This is a genomic window from Prosthecobacter vanneervenii (genome assembly GCF_014203095.1).
GTDB lineage: Bacteria > Verrucomicrobiota > Verrucomicrobiia > Verrucomicrobiales > Verrucomicrobiaceae > Prosthecobacter > Prosthecobacter vanneervenii.
This window is the reverse complement of the sequence record NZ_JACHIG010000001.1, coordinates 61450-84284: the sequence shown is the minus strand read 5'-3', so window position 1 is coordinate 84284 and position 22835 is coordinate 61450. Positions and strand designations below refer to the sequence as shown.

The 22835-nt window shown below is 56.0% G+C and carries 18 protein-coding genes; 3 read left to right on the top strand and 15 right to left on the bottom strand.

From position 1 onward, the window contains the following. The first annotated feature begins 455 nt into the window (after positions 1-455). Both HNQ65_RS00305 and HNQ65_RS00300 read left to right on the top strand, forming a co-directional pair. Positions 456-1610, top strand: coding sequence for a glycosyltransferase family 2 protein (locus HNQ65_RS00305; RefSeq protein WP_184337269.1), 1155 nt, complete (start codon positions 456-458; stop codon positions 1608-1610). 172 nt (positions 1611-1782) lie between these two features. Continuing rightward, entirely contained in the window at positions 1783-3282 is a 1500-nt protein-coding gene (locus HNQ65_RS00300; protein ID WP_184337268.1) for an exopolysaccharide biosynthesis polyprenyl glycosylphosphotransferase, read from the top strand. A 20-nt stretch (positions 3283-3302) separates the two neighbouring features. Here the strand turns inward: HNQ65_RS00300 and HNQ65_RS00295 are convergent, their stop codons facing one another. From HNQ65_RS00295 to HNQ65_RS00240, 12 genes are all read right to left on the bottom strand, one after another. Beyond that, positions 3303-4463: a glycosyltransferase gene (locus HNQ65_RS00295; protein ID WP_184337267.1), complete on the bottom strand. Its 1161-nt coding sequence runs from the start codon at positions 4461-4463 to the stop codon at positions 3303-3305. 3 nt (positions 4464-4466) lie between these two features. Then, positions 4467-5561 carry a hypothetical protein gene (locus HNQ65_RS00290; protein WP_184337266.1) on the bottom strand — a complete coding sequence of 365 codons (1095 nt, stop codon included), beginning with the start codon at positions 5559-5561 and terminating at the stop codon, positions 4467-4469. Positions 5562-5577: 16 nt separating this feature from the next. Beyond that, positions 5578-6756, bottom strand: coding sequence for a glycosyltransferase family 2 protein (locus HNQ65_RS00285; RefSeq protein ID WP_184337265.1), 1179 nt, complete (start codon positions 6754-6756; stop codon positions 5578-5580). Continuing rightward, the gene (locus HNQ65_RS00280) at positions 6753-7916 is read right to left on the bottom strand and encodes a glycosyltransferase (RefSeq protein WP_184337264.1); all 1164 of its coding nucleotides are present in this window, start codon (positions 7914-7916) and stop codon (positions 6753-6755) included. The genes HNQ65_RS00285 and HNQ65_RS00280 overlap by 4 nt, the downstream gene beginning before the upstream one ends. Before the next feature lie 77 nt (positions 7917-7993). Then, the gene (locus HNQ65_RS00275; RefSeq protein WP_184337263.1) at positions 7994-9466 is read right to left on the bottom strand and encodes an O-antigen ligase family protein; all 1473 of its coding nucleotides are present in this window, start codon (positions 9464-9466) and stop codon (positions 7994-7996) included. Beyond that, the gene (locus HNQ65_RS00270; RefSeq protein WP_184337262.1) at positions 9467-10552 is read right to left on the bottom strand and encodes a glycosyltransferase family 4 protein; all 1086 of its coding nucleotides are present in this window, start codon (positions 10550-10552) and stop codon (positions 9467-9469) included. An 80-nt stretch (positions 10553-10632) separates the two neighbouring features. Then, on the bottom strand, positions 10633-12945 hold the full coding sequence (locus HNQ65_RS00265; RefSeq protein WP_184337261.1) for a polysaccharide biosynthesis tyrosine autokinase: 2313 nt from the start codon (positions 12943-12945) through the stop codon (positions 10633-10635). A gap of 27 nt (positions 12946-12972) precedes the next feature. After that, positions 12973-13620: a polysaccharide biosynthesis/export family protein gene (locus HNQ65_RS00260; protein WP_184337260.1), complete on the bottom strand. Its 648-nt coding sequence runs from the start codon at positions 13618-13620 to the stop codon at positions 12973-12975. A gap of 16 nt (positions 13621-13636) precedes the next feature. Next, on the bottom strand, positions 13637-15274 hold the full coding sequence (locus HNQ65_RS00255) for a porin family protein (protein ID WP_184337259.1): 1638 nt from the start codon (positions 15272-15274) through the stop codon (positions 13637-13639). A gap of 523 nt (positions 15275-15797) precedes the next feature. Further along, positions 15798-16550 carry a hypothetical protein gene (locus HNQ65_RS00250; protein ID WP_184337258.1) on the bottom strand — a complete coding sequence of 251 codons (753 nt, stop codon included), beginning with the start codon at positions 16548-16550 and terminating at the stop codon, positions 15798-15800. A gap of 175 nt (positions 16551-16725) precedes the next feature. After that, positions 16726-17889: an endonuclease/exonuclease/phosphatase family protein gene (locus HNQ65_RS00245; protein WP_184337257.1), complete on the bottom strand. Its 1164-nt coding sequence runs from the start codon at positions 17887-17889 to the stop codon at positions 16726-16728. Between the two features lie 26 nt (positions 17890-17915). Beyond that, positions 17916-18209 (bottom strand): hypothetical protein, encoded by a 294-nt coding sequence (locus HNQ65_RS00240; RefSeq protein ID WP_184337256.1) that lies wholly within the window; start codon positions 18207-18209, stop codon positions 17916-17918. A gap of 219 nt (positions 18210-18428) precedes the next feature. On the opposite strand from HNQ65_RS00240, the gene HNQ65_RS00235 reads away from it, so the two are divergent. Continuing rightward, on the top strand, positions 18429-19577 hold the full coding sequence (locus tag HNQ65_RS00235) for a glycosyltransferase family 4 protein (RefSeq protein ID WP_184337255.1): 1149 nt from the start codon (positions 18429-18431) through the stop codon (positions 19575-19577). Here the strand turns inward: HNQ65_RS00235 and HNQ65_RS00230 are convergent. From HNQ65_RS00230 to HNQ65_RS00220, 3 genes are read right to left on the bottom strand one after another with little or no spacing between them, the layout of a single operon-like run. Beyond that, positions 19522-20496, bottom strand: a complete 975-nt coding sequence (locus tag HNQ65_RS00230) for a glycosyltransferase (RefSeq protein ID WP_184337254.1) — start codon at positions 20494-20496, stop codon at positions 19522-19524. The genes HNQ65_RS00235 and HNQ65_RS00230 overlap by 56 nt on opposite strands. Next, positions 20493-21710, bottom strand: a complete 1218-nt coding sequence (locus HNQ65_RS00225; RefSeq protein ID WP_184337253.1) for a glycosyltransferase family 4 protein — start codon at positions 21708-21710, stop codon at positions 20493-20495. The genes HNQ65_RS00230 and HNQ65_RS00225 overlap by 4 nt, the downstream gene beginning before the upstream one ends. Beyond that, entirely contained in the window at positions 21703-22833 is a 1131-nt protein-coding gene (locus tag HNQ65_RS00220; RefSeq protein ID WP_184337252.1) for an acyltransferase family protein, read from the bottom strand. Before HNQ65_RS00220 ends, HNQ65_RS00225 begins: the two co-directional genes overlap by 8 nt. Between the last annotated feature and the right edge of the window lie 2 nt (positions 22834-22835).

Below are 22835 nucleotides of genomic sequence, written 5' to 3'. Positions count from 1 at the left end.
GCAACCTCAGTGAAAGGCTGGAGTAAGGGGGCATAGCCATTTTGACTGCCACTCAGCATCAGCACCAGGCAAGATTCAACCGGCATCTGAAATACCACTGCTATTAGGCCTGAGCCCATAGCCCGGATTATGAAAAATAATACCGACGCCCAGCACCGGCACCACAAACCGGCCAACAACCAAGCTTTTTACTTAACAAGTAACAACAAATAACTACTCAATAGTTATTAAATCGAACACCCTTGGGCGTTGTCTGATTCTATGAATCACCTCTGTCAGCACTGCCCGCTTACTCAGGGATACCAGCCCCCGAGCTTGAGTCTAAATGCACTCATGCAAGCTACCCAAGAGACAATAAAGTCACATATTTTTCTGATTTTGGTTTTTGCTAAACATGCATTTTTGGGTGAATACAAATTCATAACCCCCACAAATAGCCTTTATCCACAACAAGCATGCCACTGACTGAGACAGCTTCTGCTCCAGACCTGAGCTTTGTCTTTCCATGTCTCAATGAAGAGCAGACCCTGGGTACTTGCATTCAACAGGTCAGGGATTCCTTGGATGCGGCGGGTATCCATTACGAGATCGTCATCGCAGACAATGGCAGCACAGACCGCTCCCGCGAAATCGCCGAGAGCCTTGGCTGCCGGGTAGTCCCAGTGCCTATGCGTGGCTACGGAGCAGCGCTGCGCGGCGGCATCGAGGCCAGCCAGGCGGAATACGTCATGTTTGCCGATTCCGACAGCACCTACCTGTATGCGGACGCCGCGCCTCTCTATCGCGCCGCCAAGCAAGGGAATGCAGACATGGCCATCGCCTCGCGCATGATCGGTCGCATCGAGCCCGGTGCCATGCCTCCCCTGCACCGCTGGGTGGGCACGCCCGTGCTGACCACGCTGATCAACCTGCTCTTCCATGGCAAGCTGACTGACTGCAACTCCGGCTTCCGCTGCATTCGCAAGTCGGAGTTTGCCAGGTGGCAGATCCGCTCCAACGGCATGGAATTTGCCTCCGAGCTGCTGATCAAGGCGCTCAAGGCCGGTGCCCGCACCGTGGAGATCCCATCAGGTCTGCGCAAAGGACCCGAGGGCCGCGTAGCCCACCTCCGCACCTGGCGCGACGGCATGCGCCACCTGCTATTCATCTTTTCGGAAAAGCCTCAGCTCTTTGAACTCTTCGGCTTTGTGATGGTGATGCTGACCACTCTGCTGCAGGTGACAGCCTTCTGCACCGGCCCCGTGAGCATCGGCGGTGTCTTCCATATCTTTGACCTGCACAGCGAGGCCCTGCTGCTGCTGGCCGGCATCATCGGCGCTCAGTTCTACCTCTTCAGCTGCATGCTCTATCTGCAAAGCAGCGACCGCTCCATGGGCATCACGCAAAAGCTCATCCACTTGGATGAGGGCGTGCTCTTCTTCACCCTTCAAGCCACGCTAGGAGCATGCGCCCTGCTGGCTGGTTACATCGGCGTCAGATGGACGCTCTCTGGTTTTGTAAATCTCCACCTGGCCCGTGATCTGCTCTTCTGGTCACATCCTCTGGCCATTTCCATCTCTTTCAGTGTGGGCCTGCTGGGGCTTCACATTCTTAAAAAAGCTCAGAAATAACTCATCCGCGCTGATCTTCACCACGCTGCATCTCCGCCATTTACTGAATCGCTGCAGAACAGAAAACGCCCGGACACCACGTCCAGTCCCCCCTGTCTCTGTGACCCATCTCCAATCGTCAGGCTGCTGCACCTCCATGGTCAGCACTGTTATCTAACCGTGATAAATTCTCATGCATAGCACCAACAGAGGACACTGGACCAAGATCGGCATACGTGCGCTGCGCGACGTAACTGTGTTTATCGGCGCGTACCTGCTTGCCAACTACGTGCGCTTTGCCGAGCTGTGGCACATCGAAGATTTCATCGCCCCCATCCTGGCTGGCGCGGCGGCCCTGAGTTCTTCCGTGTACATTCTGGGGCTTTACTCCGTGGAATCTCAGCGGCGGTCTAGCTTCCTCATTCACGGCATTCTGTTCACCTTTGCATTCCTGATCGCTTTTCTGATCATCACGCTGGTGGGCTACATGAGCTTCGATCTGCGCATCGGCCGCGGCTTCATGGCCCTTGGCTGCGTGTTTTCCTACCCCGTGCTGCTGGGAGGCCACTGGCTCATTTACCACAAGCATCGGATCGCCCCTGAAAGGATCGCCTTTGTCGCGGAATCTCCTGAGGAGTTGGCAGAATATGAACTGCTGCGCAGCCATTGCCCGCCGGGCGTGCAGCTGGTGGGCCGGATCGGCATTGATGATGATCCCGAAGGCCAGGAAGACTTCCTCGGCAGGCTGAGAAATGCCCGCAAGCTCATCCGCCAGCACAAGCTGGACAGGATCGTCTTTCTGGAAAAGAGGGCGGAAGACGAAAAGGCAAGACACGAATTCAGGCGGCTGCGCTATCTCGGCCTGGCATGCAACAGCCTGATCTCCGTCTGCGAGAAGCACCTGAACTATGTGCCTCTGCATCTGGTGACGATGGGCTGGCTGCTGCAGTCTGAATCGACTTCCCGTAGCTTCTACTTCAGCAAGCTGAAACGGTTCTTTGACGTCACCACTTCGATCATCCTGCTGCTGGTGCTGGCTCCGGTCATGCTCGTCGGCATGGCCATTGTGCGAATCTTCTCGCCTGAGGGCCCGGTGTTTTTCCGGCAGGAGCGCGTGGGCCGCTTCGGCAAGCGCTTCCAGATCTACAAGCTGCGCAGCATGCGCCTGGATGCGGAGAAAGGCGGAGCCGTCTGGTCCACCATTTCCAAAGACCCCCGAGTGTTTCCTGGTGGTGCCTTCCTCCGCCGTTACCGCATCGATGAAATCCCGCAGCTGCTGAACGTGCTGCGCGGAGAAATGTCCTTCGTGGGACCGCGCCCGGAGCGTCCGGAATTTGTGACCAAGCTCTCTCGTGTGCTGCCCCACTACCAGGAGCGCCACATGCTGCAGCCAGGCCTCACCGGCTGGGCCCAGGTGTGCTATCCCTACGGAGCCTCCATCAATGATTCCAAGTGCAAGCTGGAGTATGACCTCTACTATCTGAAGCACGCTGGCGTGCTCTTCGACAGCCTCATTCTCCTGGACACCGTGCGCGTCGTTCTCGGCGGCGGCCTGAAGACAGCCAACCAAAATCGCTACTCCACCGGGGTCGATTTTGACCTGGAAGCCTCCTCTGAAGCTGAACCCGTGGCTGATGTGCCGGAGATGACGACCAGCGAGGGCTCAACCATCGGTGGCCTTGCCCAAGCCTGATCAGGCAGAAGGCGGTGATCTCAAGCCGCACGCAGCAGCTCAAGATACTTCTGTGCACAGCTTTCCCATGAATGGCTGAGAGCGGACTCATGCAGCACATTCTCATCCGGGGGATTTGTCAGCGCATCCAGCAGTACGGTGGCGTAGGCCGTGGCATCCCGCCCTGGCACCAAAAACCGTCTGCCGAGAACGGGCTCCACCACTTCTGAGATGCCGCCCACATCCGTGCAGACGGGCACCCGTCCGCTGGAGAGAGATTCCAGCACCACATTGGGCACACCTTCGTTGTGACTCGTCATGCACACGGCATCGGCCGCCTGCATCCAGCGTGCCACCTGCGGTGCCCCATGCCGGCCGAGAAACAGGACTTCACTGGTGATTCCGAGCTCCGCCGCCTGGGCGCGCAGCGTTCCCTCCAGTGGTCCGCCACCAATCAAGGCCAGCCTCACAGGCTGCCCGAGAGCGGCCTTCACCTGGGCAAAGGCGGACAGCAACAGATCGAGCCCTTTGACCGGAAGGAAATTGCCCACAAAGAGCAGCAGCCGTGCGTCCTGCGGCTGTGCCAGCTCCGCACGAGCCTCTGAGCGGGACGCAGGCCTGAACGTGTGCACGTCCACCCCATTGTAAACGGTGTGCACCTTCCCGCTCTGAGCCCCATGCCTGACCAGCCGGTTTTCGAGATCCTGGCTGCGCGTGACGATGGCTTTGGCCTTACGGCTCATGGCCAGGATGGCGCGGCGCCTGAAGGACATGTCGAGATAGCGATGCACGTCCGAGCCCTGGGCCACAGCGACCATGCGCGCGCCCCATGAGGCATCCTGCGTGGCCACGCCACAGGCATCCGGAAACAACCATGGAACAAGCACCGCATCGGGAGAATAAGCAGGAGGCAGGGCTTTGCGTGCTCGTGCAAAAGCCTGCGCAAACAGCCAGTGGTTCATGCCGCCCAGACGAGGGATGTAGGGAGCCCAGAAATAATCAGGTGCCAGCGCGGCATCTTCGGCACGAGGCTTGAGGTTTGAAGCCTCACCAAAGTGCCTGAAGGAAGGACGGAAGGCCAGCACGCGCACCTTGAGCCCCGGATCGTGCCGTATGAGGGCGTGCACGAGCGTGGCGTTGTCGAGCCCACGCCAGGGCTCCTTTTGATCAGGAAACAGATTGGTGGCGACGAGAAGGTTCATCGATCAGGCTTTTTGCAGGCAGGCTGGGGGCGCATAAAGGTAGTCGCGCCACAGGCCGGCGTCTCCGGCCGCATGGCCGTCCTCCGCAGCATGGAGGATGTTCACCATTTCGCGGGAGCTCACGTAGTGGAGGCGGAATCCCTCCTGCGCTGCCAGCTGGAGCAGCTCGGCATGAAAACGACGCCGGGGCTCGCCGATGACCGAGGGATGATTCTTCTCCGGCGCGCCGTGGGTATGCAGCTTGATGAAGCACCAGTTTTCCGCACCACGCACGGAGATGTCCGCTTTACGCCACTGATGAAAGCGGCGGACGGTGGGCGGATTGGCAGGGCCGAGGTCGGAGTTTTCCACCCGCGGCATGAGGCCCCATTTACGCCGGGTGAAGTCCAGCATGAGCGGCCCTTGCACGAGCAGCAGATGATCAGGCTTTTCGCGCAACGATGGAGAGCCGCCAGCCAGGACTTTCACGGGCGTGCCGCGATGATGAGAGCAGCCAGCGAGCGTGCTCTGGGAGTAATAGAGACTATTGACGATGGGTGCCTGCGTGGGATGCGGTGCAGAAGGCATGGTCAGGTCTGCATAGCAGCCGGACTGCTTGAGCATGGCCAGCTCTCCACGCACGCCGCAGCCTCTGCCAGCAGGATCAGAATGATCGAGCGCCCAGTTCCCATGAATGAAGCCAAACACAGGCTGCCCATCGGGCGAACTGCCCAGCAGTCCGTGATGACGCAGATTTACCTTTCCCAGCTCGATGGCTGCGCAGAAGTTTTCCGCCGTATCATTGTGATGATGCAGGTGGATTTCCACCTCGTTCCGGCTGCTGGTGCAAAGCTCTGCCAGAGACTGCAGCACATCGGCATCATACTGCTCCACCGGGTAGAAAAAGGTGTGTCTTGGTGTCTGCCCATCGTGATCCACACCGGTGGCCAGGATCTCCGGCAGTCTTGTGTGCCACTCCTGCATGCGGCGCATGGCACCGGCTTTGTCCGTGTGGTGAAAGGGCTCAAAGTGGTCACACACCGACAGCATGACATCGGTGATCGGGGCCTTGTGGCGCAGGAAGGAATCCTTGAGCCAGGGCAGCAGCCAGCGGTCCATTGCTTTGATCATACGTTCAGGCTCTGCGGGTTCGGTTCCAGGTGGTCTTTTGTCCGCCTCTCAGCCAGCGTATGAAGCCCAGAAAAAGGGCCGCATTCATGCTGGCAAAGTAAGCGCACACCGCCGCCAGACGCCCCAGAGGACCAGGGAGACGATGCGAGTAAAATCCGGCGGTGGTCAGAAACACGAGCGACAGACTGACGACACCGAGCACGAGCGATCCGAATGCGCCAAGCAGAATCAGGACAAGCACCGCCAGCATTCCAATCAGCATGAACAACGGTGCCAGCCAGCGCAGCACTTTGTGCGAGAAAAACACCCAGGCAGCGAGACCATTCGCAGGATGAAGCAGCGCGAGACAGCGGGCGAGAATCTGGTAGTCTCCGGCTCCAATACGGACACGACGTCCGAACTCATCTGAAAGCGCCGGCGGCAGCTCTTCGTAAGCAAGCGCGCTGGGCTCAAACACCACCGCCCAGCCGTCCATCAGCAGACGCAGTGGAATGAAGAGGTCCTCCACCACAATCTCCGGGGGGCAGCCCGTCCAGAGATCACGCCGCAGAGCGAAGTTGGCCCCATTGGCACCGAGCAGCACACCACGCCCGCCCTCGTGCTGCTTGAGCCATGTTTCGAGCTTCCAGTAGAAGCCCTCGGACTGGGTGTGCGCCTCCCCTTCCCTGGGTCTGAAAATCAGCTTGCCGCAGACACAGGCCACCTTGTCATCGAGGAACCACGGCACCAGGCGACGCAGCGTATCGGAGTCAAAATCCACATTCGCATCGCTCAACACGAGCACGCTGCCCTGTGCCTGGGGGCAAACCTCATTGAGCACATGCACCTTGCCGCGACGCTGCGTGAAATCCAACACACGCACCCGGGCATCTCCAGCCGCAGCCTGCTCTGCCAGCCTGGCGGTGCCATCATCTGAACCATCCGAGGCGATGATGATCTCCAGCCGATCAGCGGGGTAGTCGCACTGCAGCAGATTTTCCACACGGCGTGCGATGCAGCCTGCCTCATTGTAGCCCGCCACGATGACAGATACATAGGGCAGCTCTTTTTCATCCTGGGAAGCAGGTCGCACCCGCATGGGTCTGCGACTGCCCAGCAGATGCCACCACAGCGGATAAAAAACGTAGCAGTGCACCACGGCGGCAACGCTGACGATGAGTATGATCCAGGCGGCGGCGATCATGAGCGGCTGCGCTTTTGAATCAGATCTGTGCAGGCTTTTTCAAAAATCTGCGCGGCTGCCGCCCAGGAGCACGGACGTGCCACCTCCTCCAGAGCATGATGCGCCAGTGAAGCACCTGCCTCTTGATTCCTCAAAACGTGCAACACCTGCGCAGCTGTATCCTCGGCACTGTCTGCCAGCAGCACATGGCGCCCGTGCTTCACGTCCAGGCCCTCTGCCCCTATGGTAGTAGATACCACCGGTACTTCAGCGGCCATGGCCTCGTATATTTTTAATCTGGTGCCGCCCCCGATGCGCAGTGGCACCACAATGACATCTGCGCCACGCAGGTAGGGCCGCACATCCGGCACGGTACCGGTGACCTCGATGTTGCTGCCGCTGGTGGCCAGAGCCTGGATTTCTGCAGGCGGCTTGCGCCCTACCACCTGAAATCTGGCCTGCGGGATCTCCTTCTGCACCAGCGGCCAGACGGCCTCCGCAAACCACTTCACGCCATCCACATTGGCATACCAGTCCATCGATCCCATGAACATGACCGTGGGTACTGCGGGCCTGGACCTGGGCACTGCCTGGAAGTAGTCCAAATCCACACCGGTGGGCACTGATCCAAGGACATTGGAGAGCTGCATCTCTTCTTTAAAAATGCGCGCATCCTCCTCGGAGACAGCCAGCACACCATCAAAGCGGCTGCTGGCCTTCTTTTCAAAGTGCAACATGCGATCGCGCTGAGTTCGATAGTACAGCGCACTGATGCCGGTCTTTCCTTCAGCCCTACGGCGCCAGATCATGGACTCCACATTGTGCTGAAAGAGAACCCAGGGGCAGCCGCTGGCATCCTTGAGCTCCCAAGGGAGACTGGCCGCAGGAAAGAGAAAATCCGCCACCACCAAATCGTATGCCTGCTCCTTGAGTTTTGCATTAAGGAGACGTCGCAGCTGTTTCGATCTGAAACGAGCGACAGCATAGGGCAGCGACGACGTCAGATTGACCAGCGCCCCGGCAAAAAACTTCCACTTGGCGAGCTGTAGCGAAGCCTTGGGCTCATGCACCCAGAACGCATGAGTAGAATACTCTGCAGCATGCCGTGAGCCAGCCACCTGGCCTTCATCCGCCGTCATGCCGATAAAGGTGATATCATGCCGCTGATGCAGGGGGCGCAAGAGATGAAAGGTGCGCAAATCTCCGCCGCGTGTAAGCGGATGCAGTGGGCTCGTTTTGATCCAAAGAATACGCATCGTCAGAACACCACAAAGTCCGTTGAGAAAAGCTCCCAGAAATAGATCAGCACTTCCATAATCAAGTACATGATCATTATGTCAATCAGACCAACGCGCGACCAATTAAGCTTGATCGCGCCGAATTGATCCGGAGTGTCCTTGTCGGCCAGCTCTTCATTTTCAGTATCCTGACTTCTTGTTGCAGCCAGCGCCTCGCTGACCTTCTCAGCAGCGGGCGCTCCTCCCACGGTCGCTGGCAGCAGCAGCTTGGACTCTGGCCCTGCCAGAGCCTCCGTCTCTGCAGCATCTTCCTCCCGCCCCTTGTTACCTGGGAGAAACCGTCGGTGAAAGGCTGATATGACCCCGGACAACAGAAAAAAGTCCATGTGATAGGCACGGTCCACCACCCAGCAGGAAAAGACCGTCGTTGCGATCAAAGCGTACAAGGTTCTTTGCACCCTCATCGCTTCGCTGCCAGGCACAGATTGAGCCACCAGCAGCACCCGAACTCCACCGTAAAAAACGCCCGCAAACAGAAGCAAGCCCATGTAACCCAAATCTGCTCCATTTCGGACATAAGAACCGTGCGTGGCGATCTGGATATAAAACGTACGGTGCAATTTGCCGTTACGAACGGGAACATACCCCTGGAACATCTTCAGCCCCGCCCCTGTGACAGTACTCTCCATGCTGAACTTGCCCTGCTGCCAGACGATCATACGGCCTTGGATGCCCTCGTCATTCTTGGACAGCGTGTCCATGCGCGGCAGACTTTTCAGGGCCGCAAGTCCCACGGCATAAACCAATGCGAGAAGCACCAGCTGCAGCCACACGGGCCGCTTGAACAAGAAGAGCATCGTGAGCCCGCCAGCACCCGCCAAAAAGGCTCCCTTGGACTCCGTTAGCAGCACACAGTGCACCGCCAGCGCGATGAGCGCGATGCCCAGCATTTTGTTCTTCCCCCCCGCCATGACCCACCACGCAATCCCGGCCGGGATCAGGGTCACTACGCCGTGGCCCAGTGCGTTAGGATTGCGAAACACCCACGTGTTTAATGTAAGACGGTCATGGAAATCCCTGATAAGTTCTGCTGAACCAGCGACCAACTCAAAGTCCCAGTGAGTGGAAACCGCCAGCAGCGCCAGCACAGCCAGACATCCCAGCCAAAGATTGAGGTATTTTTCAATTTTTGCCCAGCTGTTCAGCGCCAGGGCCGTGACCATGTGGAAGCTGAAATAGGTGAAAACCTCTTTGATAGCCGCTACATGGTCAGCCGTCGCGTAGATGATCCACAAACAGTATGCGCTGATCAGCCAGTCCATCGGCACAGCCCACAGAATAGCACGGCTGAACCCGCCAGCACGCCGCACGGTGGCGACGATGCCCACATACATCGCATACTTCACCACGCTGACACCGCCAATGACTGCAAAGATGTCCTGCGGGCGGACGTACCAAAAAAAAACGAGTAAGCAGGCGCAGATAAAATCCACTTATCGGCCCCCCATTGCGGTGATCTGCTTCCCACTGAGTTCGGCATAGACCGCCCCGTAATCAGCAGCGGTTTTTGCCAATGGATATTCAAGTTCGATGAATTCCCGCGCAGCGCCGCCCATCGTGCTCAGCAACTCTGGTCGCTCCAGCAGCGCGGTGACTGCAGCAGCCACATCATCAGCGGTTTCCATCGCAGCCAGGCTGCCATTGTGCCCGTGGTGGATGAGTTCCTCAGAGCCACAGGTAGCGTGCATGAGCACGGGGACGCCACAACTCATGGCTTCGAGGGTCACATTGGACATGCCTTCGGACGTTGAGGTTAGTACCAGAAGATCGAGGGCATTGTACACAGCCGCCATGTCATCCCGGTGCCCAAGCTGGATGATTCGATCGGCAAAGGGATGTCGCGCGATAAGTTCCTGAGTCGCTTCTTCGCAGTTGCCGCCAGCACCTGCGAGCAAGAGGCGGGCGTTTGGAAAGGTTGTGCCGATTTTTAAGAAGGCTTGGAGGAGGAGATGATGACGCTTTTCGGGGACGTAGCGGGCAGCCATTCCGAAGCAGGGGGAACCGGAGGGGATGCCGAGGGCGCGACGGCACTCGGCTTTATCTAGAAGATTGAACTTTAATGTATCAACACCGTTGCGAATGACGCGAAGGTCGAGGTGACGAGTGAGGCCAAGGGCGGCCATATCGTTGATCTGGCCCTGAGAAACGGTATGAACGATATCACAACGGGCATAGAAGAGGCGACGGAGCCTGAGTCGCCAGGGGGACCTCTCCCATCCGTAGAGCAGAGCATGCTCGCCATGCAGCAGTGGGGTGCTTTTGAGGCCGAGCGCAAGTAGAGAATAAACCAGAGCGTTCCAATTATGAGAGTGCACTACGTCGGGCTTGAGTTCACGGATGAGTTCACGCAGGCGCATGACGCAGCGGAAGTCTAATCCTGGGCGCTTCTGGAGCTCTATAACTGGAGTCCCGGGAGGCAGACGATGCTTGAAATCATCTGAGCCAACCAAGGCGCAGACGATAACCTTCAAGCCCGCTTGAGAAAGCCGCCATGCCATCTGTCCGATCATGTTCTCCATTCCCCCTTGGCGGAAGGAGTGAAGAACGTGGAGCACACTGATTCCCATGAAGTAAACGACGCGAGGTCACATCGATCAGGTCACGCATCATTAACAGGCTGCACGCCACCGCGTCTCGAACTGCTGTAATAGGTGGGGTCGTAATACCGTGAATAGTAAGTGCCGTAATAGTAGTAGTTTTCGAGGTTTTTAAGGTTCACACAGTTCAAGACAAAACCGTAAACTGGAGCGCCAGCCTGGTGCAAAATTTCAGAAGCGGTGGCAACGTCACGCTGGGTGGTCTGGTCTGCGCGAATCACAAAAATCAACCCGTCCACGACTTTACTGATGAGCAATGAATCGGCAAGGCCGAGCAGCGGTGGGGTGTCCACAATGATGCGATCAAAATCGGGACGCAGACTGTCGATCAAATGCTGGAACTGATTGCGTGACAGCAACTCAGGACTAACGCTTTTGCTCTTGCCACGTGCGACTAAACTCAGGCCGGGCGTCTTGGTGGATTGAATGGCATCTGCAAGTTTGGCCTGACCGTCGAGCAGTTCGGCAAGTCCGTCCTGCTTGCGGTCAAGATCTAAGAGACGATGCAAGGTGCCTCGACGCAGGTCACAGTCGATAAGCAGCACTTTGTCGCCACTCTCAGCAAATGATTTGGCCAGATGCATCGCCACAGTGCTTTTGCCATCACTTGGGCGGGCGCTGGTCACCATGATCACCTGTTTGCGGTTGTCCCCTGGCGCGTAGAACGGCAGAGAGCTTCGAATGATGCGGAAAGATTCGTGAGCGTGGCTGCCGGCAAAATCGTCTTCGTTGCCGTCCTTGCCATCTTCGATAGCGAGCTTAGCCTTCGGCTCCATCAAGGGTACAATGCCGCATGCAGGATACTGGCAGTATTTTTCAGCTTCACCGACAAAGGAGGAGGTGAAACGCAGCCGCTCGGTGAGGACAGGCCCGCCGATGCCAAGGCCGAGAGAGAGCGCCAAGGCATAGGTGAGGAGCTTTTGTTTATTCGGGGAGACGGGAATGTCATCACGCACTTCCGTGAAGCCTTTGAAAAAGAATTCCACCTGCACCTCAGGTCCTGTGTAGTCCATGGCCGAGATTCGGGATTTCATGGTAATGTAGGCTTGCTCCCAAGCAAGTCTGCCACTGGACTGGAGACGAAAGTCTCTGCGATAGTCATCGTAGCCCGCGATGAGCTTGTGGTATTCGGGCATCTGCTTCTGCAGGGAAGCAAGCTGCTGACGAATGTGATCCTTCTCAAGTTGGAAGGCTGCAATTTCCTTTTTCCACTCGGCTTCAAGAGCAAAGCTGTAACTGTCGATCTCTTTTTGCAGAGCGCGCATCTGCTCATGCCCAGGCAGCAAGTTGCTTGAAAGACGCTGATATTCACGCTGAGCTTCTCGCAGTTTCTCATCAATTTCTTCCCAGACTTCGGTGCGTTTTGAGTTCTCGGGAATGACAATGGTGCTGGTGGTTGCGGCCGAGGAGGCACCGGCTGCAGCGCGCTTCGGGGGTTCTACTGCGACAGCACCAGTACCGGCCATCAAGATGTCGGGCGCATTGGTCTTCGTTAAAAAGGGGTCAACTTCCGCACCACGACGCACGATGGTGCCAACAGCAAGAGGTTTGTCGCGATGCTTTTTGAGCAGGGACAGCTTTTCCGCTGGGCTGGGGGCGGTGGCGTCGATGTACTTTTCGACCTCTTCCATGGCATCCAGCTGAGAGCGGTAGGTGAGCATCTGGGTGGGCAACTGTTCCAATTTATTGTTGGCCACAAAGTTTTCCAGAATACGATTTTCGGACTCAAAACGGCGATCACGCTCAGTTTCGGCCTTCAAGTTTTCGCGGATGCGATCCATTTCCTTGGAGAACCCCTGGATTATCAGGTCACGATGCTTGATGCGAGATTCGGTAAGGAAATCATGATACTCAAGAAGCATGGCTTGAGGCCAGAGCTTGGCCAAGCGAGGTTCATAGACCCACACTTCGATCTCCAGCTGGTTGGCAACCGAACTGGTGATTTTGATCTTGGAAATGAAACGGCTCCAGATGGTGCCCAACTGGCTGACATTTTTAACGAGTTTCAGGCGCAGGGCTGTGCGTTCGGCAAGCCACCTTGATTGCAAACCAAGTACGACTTGCGAATGAATGTTGTCCCATTTCGTATTACCACGAACGTCTGAAATTTCAGACTTGATGGGCAGGTCGACATAACTGTATTCTACCGAACTCTTTGAGTAGTAGGATGGCTTGCCGTAGACGAAATAGGCGAGGGCGAGCGAGGCACCCAAGGTCGCGCAAAACACCCCTAAACGCCAGTACTTCACGTAACGTGAGAGGAACTGAAGGATGTCCTGAAAAGTAAGTAAGCGCTTGAAGCCCTGGTTTGCCATAAAAGAGATGTGCTTAGAGAAGTGCTGTTACAAACCAAAGATTTTCTTTGGCACAACAATGCAATCACCTTCCAACACAACGGGGTCAGAGGCCTTGCCAGCCTCAACAGCCTCGAAGTTAACATCGATGCGCTGCACACCAGCGTTGCCGTTGCGCAGGATGTATGACTTTTTCTTGTTTGCAAACGGCTTGAAACCACCCGAGTCAATGACCGCTTGGTAGGCGGAGACCGGGGAATCGCCAAGAGGGCGCACAGTAACACGCCCTGTCTGCGAAGTTTCACCACTGAGGCGCAAGGTCAGACCTCCTGCGGCGGTTTCACCGCGCATGCCAGGATCAACAATGACAGTGGCGAGCTTTAAATGGTTGGCCTGGAGGGTGGATTTGATGCGGCTCTCTGCCTCCGACAAGGAAAGCCCTTGTATCCCTACGCGACCAAGCTTTGGAACAATGATGTCGCCGCTGGGGCGGATGACGTACGAGCCATTGAAGGAGTTGTCCTCAAGAACGAACATATCAATCACATCGCCAATCTGGATGCGATAGTTGGCATTTCCAACGGGTGTAGTTTTCGGGAGAGGGGCGAGATCGGCAGAATCGTAATTTTGCGGAGCACTGCAGGAGACCAGACAAATGGTAGCGAAGAGGCAGGGAGCAAAGACTGATTTAAACATACAGGATTGGAATTTTCTAAAAGATCTTGGACACACCAAGGTATAGATAATGCTCTGTATAGCTGTATGTGTTGCCATGAAAGTCCAAATATTGGTAAAAAAGTTGTGAATTGACCGTGCTTGACATGGCGTAGCTGAGTCCGGCGCGGTACGTCCACTGAGTCCATTCAATACCATTGCTTGGAAGGGTGATGTTTTCCCAGCCAGCAGAGGCAAAGCTGGAGATTCTGCCGGAAATATTGGTGCTCATCATGAGCCCCGCATATTTGATCTGCTGGGTGATCTGTTTATTAAACTGTAGGTAGCGCTTGGAAATACCTGCATAAGCCGTCGTATTAATGCGACCTCCAAGGAGGTGAACAAGCCGGTACTCGGCAAAGTCTTCGAGTCCCACAGGTGCGTTGAACGGCCTGTAAACACGGCGCCCCACCTCAGCATATTGGTAGGTCAGCGGACCGAGACGGTTTTGGACGCCTACAAGGGCGGTCCAGCCATTGTAATGTGGCCCTTCCCCAGTGAGCCAGTAATAGCCCCCCTCAGCATAGGTTGTGAGGAAGTTGGTAAGACTTTTGCGGAAGCCCACAGAGGCCCAGTTGATGGTGGTCTTAAAGAAAGGGGCTCTAGTTGAGAAGTTGTAGCCGGCGTAGGAGGTGAAGAAAGGATCGCCGTTACGGATATAAGCCCCGCCATTGAGGGCTGAGTAGAGGGTGTCGAAGTTTTTGTTCCACGCATCTACACGATCAATGTAGAACATGCTCTGGGTGGCATTGCCGTGACGGCCAAAAAGCCTGGCTCCGATGATGTTGTAGTAGCCTGCCAAGCCGCTCCACCGGTCACGGCCGAGGCCGAAGCGCGCACTGGGATCATAGTTGTGCATTGCGCTTGCACCATAACCCACACCGTATCGGCCGACGCGCTCAATTGGAGAGAGATCCCCCCAAGATTGATTAGCATTCACGTATACGTCCCAAAGATTGTAAGGCTGGATGTAGGGTGTGAACTGGTCACTGACGACAAGACGCCAATTGGCCCATTCTTTCTTCCAGATTCCCTGGAACAAGGATCTGGCACCAAACTGCGGCAGCATCATGCCAGCCATGGGACCAGGCAGAGCCCAGCCGACCTGACCTTTGTCGGGCAACCAGTACAGATAGGGGTTTATGCTTAGGGCCAGTGAATCGCCTAGAACCAAAGTAGCGCGAAAACTCATCCATACGATCTGCGCCCAGCCATCGTCAGGGAGGGAAGCGATTCCTGGATAGTTACCTTGAATGTCTGTGTAGATCAATCCATAGCCGGCGTAAAAACTATCCAATACAAAGGGACCAGCAATCATGGTGAAGCGATTGCTTTGAATACCGCCATAGCCGGATCCAAGTTGAACGCCGAAGGCAGGAATGCCCAGGTTAAGCCCCAGAGATGTACCTAAAAAGTAGCTGTCTGTGGCACTGTAGAGTGACCAACTAGTGTAGCGATTGATATTGCTGATTGGTGCCAGCACATCACGCGTGTTCTGCCTGAGATCCCCAATAGAATCAGCAATGGAGGTTTGCTGATAAATATTTTTCTGAGGCACATAGCGATATTCGCCATATGGGCGAGTAACATCCTGCCCCAAAGCATGGCTAGTGGCAGCATCCGGCTGGGTATCCACGAGAGATGCACGCGAGCGTCGTGCCTTTGAGTATGATGTCCCAACCTGATTTGTCTGAGCGCTGGCAGGAAGCTGCAAGAAAAGCAGCATGAGAGCAACCCCCCCCAGGCAGCAGACAGTAGGATCAATTAGATATTTCTTTATTGTGACCACTGAGCTTGTGTATGTTTAATATTAATTTCTCAGAGGAGAAAAACACAACCCGAAGGGCTGAGTCACGGCTTTCGCGCCACAAGAAGGGAGCGAACAATCGAAAAAACGCTGTATAAAAGCCCCGCGAGGATTGGGACACAAATAAGTATGGGACACCACACCACTTTCCAAGGGAATGAGAGAGTCGCGTCTGTGAACAGATCAATCAAGAGAACCAACGCCAAAACAAGCCAAGCGCCAGCGGCCACGAACAAGACCAACATCGAAATGTTTTGTGGGTCGGCCACCAAGGCATTTTGAAATAAATACACTGAGTTTTAGGTTTTTAAATTATTATGCCTCATGCTAGGCGTTTCTAATATTCAACCAGTTAGAAACGCTTCCAAACGGGCGACTTGTCAATGAAGGGCTTGGTCTTAGGACTGGGCCATACAGAGAACATCATTGCATCCCAAGCGGCTTTCTCGCCCCAAAGCTTATCGGCCACAGGGCTGAGGTTGTTGTTGTCAAGGAGCAGGGTCAACATCATCACCGTACCAGAGTCGCCAACACTGACGCCTTCGACATAAACGTGCTTGGGTGGAAGACTGGAGGCAGCAGGCCACTCCACGCGGCGTTTGCTAGGATCTGCAGAATCGAGCAAAAGAGTAGTACGGTTGGTGTCAAGCCAAACACGAACACGACCGCTACGGCTCTGTTCTTCTTCGTAAGATGGGAAGCGACCACGCTTATGACCGAGATTTACCGGGCGGAGATCGAGGATGGCAGCGGTTTTGTAATACAAGAACTTGAGATCAGGCGAACCGTTGGTCTGAAGCGCAGTATTATGAATAACGCTAAGATCAACACGAGCGAGTTCACGAGTGCCCACGATCAAACCTGGAGGATTGCGCTTAACATTATCACTGGCCTCAGTGTCGCTGGAATTCAAGAATCCATCATAGTTGCTGTCTGCAGCGATCTGCACCCGGCCCAAGGTGCGATCTTGCTGAGGAAAGTAACCGAGACCAAAAGCAAAACCACCATAGGCACCACCAAATGCGAAAAGATCAACGGCACCAATCACGAGCAAAGAGGCAACCGCGCAGATGGGCAGCAGATTTTTGTTAAAATTCAGATTCATAGAGTGTGTGATGGGGTTATGTAATGAACTACAGCTTATCTACAGCGAAGGATTAAATTCAAATTTAGATTGTGCAATTAACATTTTTGGGACAAAATTTGCCAAGGAATATCAATTCGTGGAATATCAAGTAAGCATTTGCCATGCCACTAGTAACTCAGTACGCTAGCACTCATTACTTTATAGCTTTTTGATTGAGATTTAGCTGAGCAGCTACGGGCAGGTGTTGAGAGGTTTCTTTCGAAGGGCTTGGACAAGAGACTATCTCCCATTGCGCCGAGGCAAGGACGTGATCAATGCGTATCCAAGGAGCAAAATACCTGCCAATGGATTTGAAATTGCTCGGGAATGTGAAACCAAACCCGCTGCCAGCGGCTAGATGTGCGTCTTGCAGGACGGAACGCAACGCACGGTATCCGCACCCCACTGGGGGGGTGTTAAGATCGCCCATCATAACGACAGGGAGTGACTCCTTGCGCACTCGAGCGGCGAGTTGATCTGCCAGCCTGACTCGTGCCGTCCAGTAGGACAGGTAGTGCTGATGCCGCACATGAAATGGAGTTCCAGGGACAAGACCTAGCAGACCATAAAGAAAGGTGCCACGCCTTGCATACCAGTAGAGTAGGTCTCTAGGGGTGGGCAGATGAATGTTGTAGACGGCGATACGTCGGCCGTTCCAGTCGATGACAGAACGTGTGCCAACACGCCAGAATCCTGTTTTACCAGCGGGCCAGTCGAGCTCGATGGCTTCTTTTTCAACCACCGGCCAGCGGCTTAGCAAAACATACTCACCACTCTCATACCGATATTGGTGCTGGGCAAAGCAAGGCAGTGAAGCAATGCGGCCAAGTCGGTGGCCAGCGTCCTGAAAGACAGCAATATCGGGCTGGTGTGCTGTAGCACAATTGATCAAAACGGCTTCGGAACCCTGGCCGCGGTTATATGTCATGACCGAGAGGGTATCCGGGCCGCGTACAGTGGGGGTGTTCTGCCCGAGAGAGAAGCTGAAGCCCCCCAGCCAGAGTACGATGATAATGGCTGAAGAGACCGAGAGCAGAGCGGAGCGCCAGCAGAGGAAAACCAGACTGGCGAAGAGTGTTGCCAGCAGGGGAAGTGACAGCACCCAAGCCGGGAGAAAAGCGAGAAAGATGGTCAGCAGATTACTTTCCGCCCGATAACGGATGAGCATAGCCAAGCCGAGCAAGCAACCAACGGTGAGAAGTGTGCCCCTAAATAACCAACCACGCAACAAATGCCAGACGGCACCTATGCGGGCCACTATGAGCACGGGGACCGTAAGATTGTCAGCCAGAACGTCCTGTTTTAAAGGTGAATCCATGAAATCAGCAAGGCGCTCAGCCCCGCCTATTCCAAGGGGTTCTTCTTGGGCGGAGTGTTGGGAGCCCTCGGGACAAACTGACTGTCAGGCAAAACCCTGGGCTTCTGCAAGTCGTCCACACGAGGCTTCAAGACATCCAGACTAAGCGGCTCGCCTTGATATTCCGGAGCTTTGTCACCTTCAGTGACGACCATGGCACCAGCCTCTTTCCAGCCAAGACGCACCATGCTGACGGGAATCACAATCCAAAGCAGCACTATAGATACCGTCATGACGACGAGCGCTTCCAAAATAGTCAGACCACTGCGGTTTTTAATCATAGGTATTCTTTAAAACGGTGAGGAGCCGCCATTGTTCAGTCGAGGCCCTGTTGATGAGAGTTGGCCGAAGGAGTGTGAGATAATCGTGTCAGGTTGAGAGGGCAAGGAACAACGGTTTTAAACTGCATTTTTTGACAGCGCTGAGTGTTGCTGGCATTAAGAGCAGCCTTACTCTGTATGCCCCACCACTGCCCAGGAACCCCCTTCCCTGCTTGACACATGAAATTTATTTTTATAAGCGCCAATCAAGGCGGTGGCGGCAGCGAGGAGCTTTGGGTGCAAACTGCTGGCCGGCTGCAAAGCAAGGGGCATGCAGTCATGGCTTTGACGGAGTGGAAGGCGGGAGCTCAGCGGCGTCTGCAGCAACTTGAGAGTTTCGGAGTTCCCCACCGCCCGCTGGACCTCACAGGCAGGCGAGCCGTGATTAGTAAAATTTTGGAACGCATGACTGGCGGCATGCCGAGACGTCTACGCCGCCTGCAAGCCTTACTGAAGCTGGAGCAGCCAGACCTGATTATCTTCAACTCTGGAACTCTGGTGGATGGCATCCCACTGCTGGAGGTCATTCATGAAGGCCGGCATCCCTGTGTGGTGGTGACACATCTGGTGTCTACGGACAATTGGCCGGACGACACGCTGGCGGAAAGGATTCACCGCACTTACAGCCAAGCTCTGGAGGCCTGTTTTGTGTCGGAACACAACCGGGAGCTGTTTGTTCGGCAAACGGGACGCCGGCTCCCGAATGCCCGCATCGTGCGGAACCCCTTTCTGGTGAGCGTTGCGGCCATCCCGATGCCGCAGCTTGGCCCAGAAATGCCTGTGAAATTGGCGCTGCCGGCGCGGCTTCACCCCAAAACGAAGGGGCATGACATGCTGTTCGAAGCACTAGCCCGCCCTGAGTGGCGGGAGCGGAAGATCCAAGTCTCCCTTCTAGGCAACGGCGGCTGTGAACGCACGCTGCGTGCCCTTTGTCAGGAGTTACAGATCGCGGACAAAGTGGTGTTCTCTGGTCATGTGGATGACATGAACGCGGTGTGGCGTGAACATCATGCCCTGCTGCTTCCGTCGCGACATGAGGGGTTGCCTATTGCACTGATCGAAGCCATGTGGGCAGGGCGGGCAGTCATTGCCACGCCTGCGGGCGGCATCCCGGAGATGATACAGCCGGGGAGTTCGGGATTTCTCGCCACCGGCTGTGATACCGAGGCGCTGCATGAGGTCATGGATCGTGCCTGGTCTAACCGCGATCACTGGGAAGCCATGGGGGCAGCTGGCCGCCGCTTGGTTCAGGAGCGCATACCTGCGGACCCGGTCAAGGTGTGGACGGAGCGTTTGCTGGAACTGGCTGCAGAGCACGGCAGGCCTTGAGCCAGATGCGCGCCGCCAGATCTTTGCGGGCAACTAACTTATCCATGGCAGCCATGAACGAGGGGTGACGCAGGCGGGCGATGGGCGGCATGCCATCCAAACGCTGAAAGTGACGTGCCATGCGCCAGAGCGCAGGCAGGGCGAAGCTGCTCGCCCGGTCATGCAATTGCATGGCCGTTGGCGTTGGCAGGTCGGTGAAAGCGGCGGCGTGGCGCTCCCAAACCCGGCGCCGCGCAAGGGCGGCGCGCTTTTCACGCATGGCCTTCTGCGTTACCCCTTCAGGGTTGATGCGGTAGTGCAGCAAGCGCTCCGGCATGGTCGCGGCCAGATGATGAGTCAGCAGGCGCATCCACAGGTCGTAGTCCTCAGACCAGTAAGGCTCCTCCGCTGTGCTATGATCCTGATAATTGCCGACTTGAAGAACGGCACTGCGTTTGAAAATCACGGTTGGATGCCAGATGCGCGGTCCCACCAATGTGGCATGGAGCACCTCTGTGGGCGTGAAGGGGAGCACTGACCATCCCTCCATAATGTTGCCAGACATGTCGATGCAAACGCGGTCTGTTCCGACGAGGGCGAGGTTGGGATGCTGACGAAGGAAGGCAAGCTGTCGCTCAAACCTCTCAGGATGGCAAATGTCGTCCGCATCCATGCGGGCGCAAAATTCTGTATTTGCGACCTCGACAAGACGCGCCAGGGAGAGCCCCAATGAAAGCGGTTCACTGCGAAACACACGCCCAGGGAGACGTGCAGGCAACCAGCGGTCAAGAATCTCCAGCGTGCCATCAGTGGAGCCATTGTCCCAAACGAGCACCTCGAAATTGCTGTTCGTCTGCTGCTGGAGCGAGGCCAAGGCTTCTTCGATAAACTGTGCCCCATTGAGCACTGGAATCAACACGCTGAGTTTTTCAGAATTCATGCGACATCGCCCAAGCGGGAAAGTAAATGATACAGGCTGGCATACTCGTCCAGTGTTTTTTGCAACGCGTGGTCCCGCACAATGAGCTCGCGTGCAGCGCATCCCATCCGGCGCCTCGTCGGTTCATCATGCAATAGCGCAGAAATGGCCTGGGACCATGAAGGGGGCTCTGCGCCTACCACTTGTATCACCCCCTGCCGCTCACCGAGCTGACCTTCTGGAAAGCCCATGAAGCGGCGGGTGAGACAGGGCAGGCCTGTGCTCATGGCCTCCAACAGGGCATTGGGAAAGCCTTCTTGTGTGGAAGGAAAGATAAACATATCCGCCATTTGATACCAGCGGTGAATATCTTTCTGCTCGGGCACGTGAAGCACCTGTGGCAGAGAATTCAATTTCTTGAACAAAGCGTTTTGATAAGTCTCTATTTCCTGCCGTTCCCGTTCAGAAGAAATTGTGGGGCGCTGTAGTGCGCCGACGAGGACGAGCCAGGCATCAGGATGGCGCATGGCCACTTCGGGCCAGGCCTCTAATAGCGTGAGAACGCCTTTGCGCGGGATCAAATGCCCCACATAGAGGCAGACTTTCGCGCCGGCAGGCAGCACTTTTTCAACCAAGGCGGGCAGCGGTTGGTCAGGTTCCGCAGGCTGAAAGCGGTGGGTGTCCACACCATGAGAGATGATGTGCAGTCGGCATTCGCCAACCCCCATGCGGCGTTGTGCCGCTGCCATCACGGGTGAGCCGACGACAACTGCATCGAAAAGGCGCTGCGATAGAATTTGCAACTGGAGATTGGCCCAACGATGCAATGCCGTACGCCCCCAGGTCTCGGGCTCCACCATGGTGGAGACAAACATGAGCGCCCGGCCTTGGCGTTTAATCGAGAGCAGACTGCGAAAAAGACGACGGTCTATTTTGATGGTCTGCACCACCTGCGCCCCTGCCATGCCCTGCCTCTGGAGATGAGCTGCTGCAGCTCGGAACAGACGCTGATCGCGCGCCCGCGCATCAAGCCCCACCTCCATGCGGGAAACACTAACGAGCCCCTCCAACGTTTCCTCCAGAGGCAGCGAGGGATCACTACGTGAGGTAATCACGGAAGTCTTAACGCCACGCGCATGAAGCCCAGGCGCATAGCGACGGAAACGCTCAGCCGCGCCGGCCAGAACAGGAGCGTAATGCGGAAAAATCTGGCATATCTGGACTTCGTCACTCATGAGGCAGAACGGACTGCTGAGCTGTCCTGGAACGCGTCAGCCTTCGGCCAAGCTCAATAGCTGGCATCTCGATTGTGAAATGAAGCAGCAGGCCGAGTCCTACCGTCAATCCCAAGGCAAGCATGAAAGCCAGCAGTGGCGAAGCTGGGATAGCCGACCCGCAGAGTTTTTTCAACGCCACCAACACCGGGTAGTGGAGGATATAGATGCTGTAGGAGAGGTCCACACGCAGAAGCTGCTGCAGCCGTGTCAATAAAGAACGCATGCGCGGCCAATGGATCGTGCCCGCGATGAAGATGAGCGAACCAAGGCCACAAAGATAGTAGCCAAGCCAAATGCTGGGCATCACATAGCGCCAGGAGATGGCGGCATACAGCCCGAGGCCCAGAAGCATCAGGCCCCACCATGCGGCTTGATTCAGCCGGCTCCATGCAGTGGAAGGCAAGCGGCACAGCAACGTGCCGAGAGCAAACATGCCGAGAAAAGCTGCGGTGCCGACGACATGCTGGTCCAGCCAAGCGCTGCCAAGCACCAAAGCGGCAACCAGAGCGCCAGCCAGCCAGCCAGGACTGCGCAAGATCACCCATGCAAGCAATGGAAAGACCATGGAGACCTTGGCCTCGGTCATCAGCGTCCATACCGTGGGCAAGGAAAAGTCGGACTTCATGCCAGGGGCGACGAGCGTGCTCTGCAGCAACCATTGTTTCCATTGCATGTCTCTGCTATCAAGAAACCAGGCGGGCAGTCCTGTCACCTGCCCTGCCCCATGCTTTTGCACACACCACAAGACAGCAAAAGCCAACAGTAGAGCAGCCCAATAGACAGGAAAGAGACGAAAGAGACGGCGCACGACAAACTTCACATATGCCATGAATGAGGGAAGCCTGCTTCCGAGAGACAAGGCAAGCACATAGCCGCTGAGCACAAAAAACAGCATCACCGCCCCTTTGGAGTCGAACAAGCCTTTGCGCAGCCACTCGGGCCAGTTGAGTTCGAAGACCAGACGAAAATGCTGCGCTAACACGATGAAGGCAGCGATGACTCGCAATGCGTCCAGAGCAATGATGCGCTCATGCGAGGCTTGGGGCCTAACGATTTCCGTACTGATATCGCGCTTCTGCATAA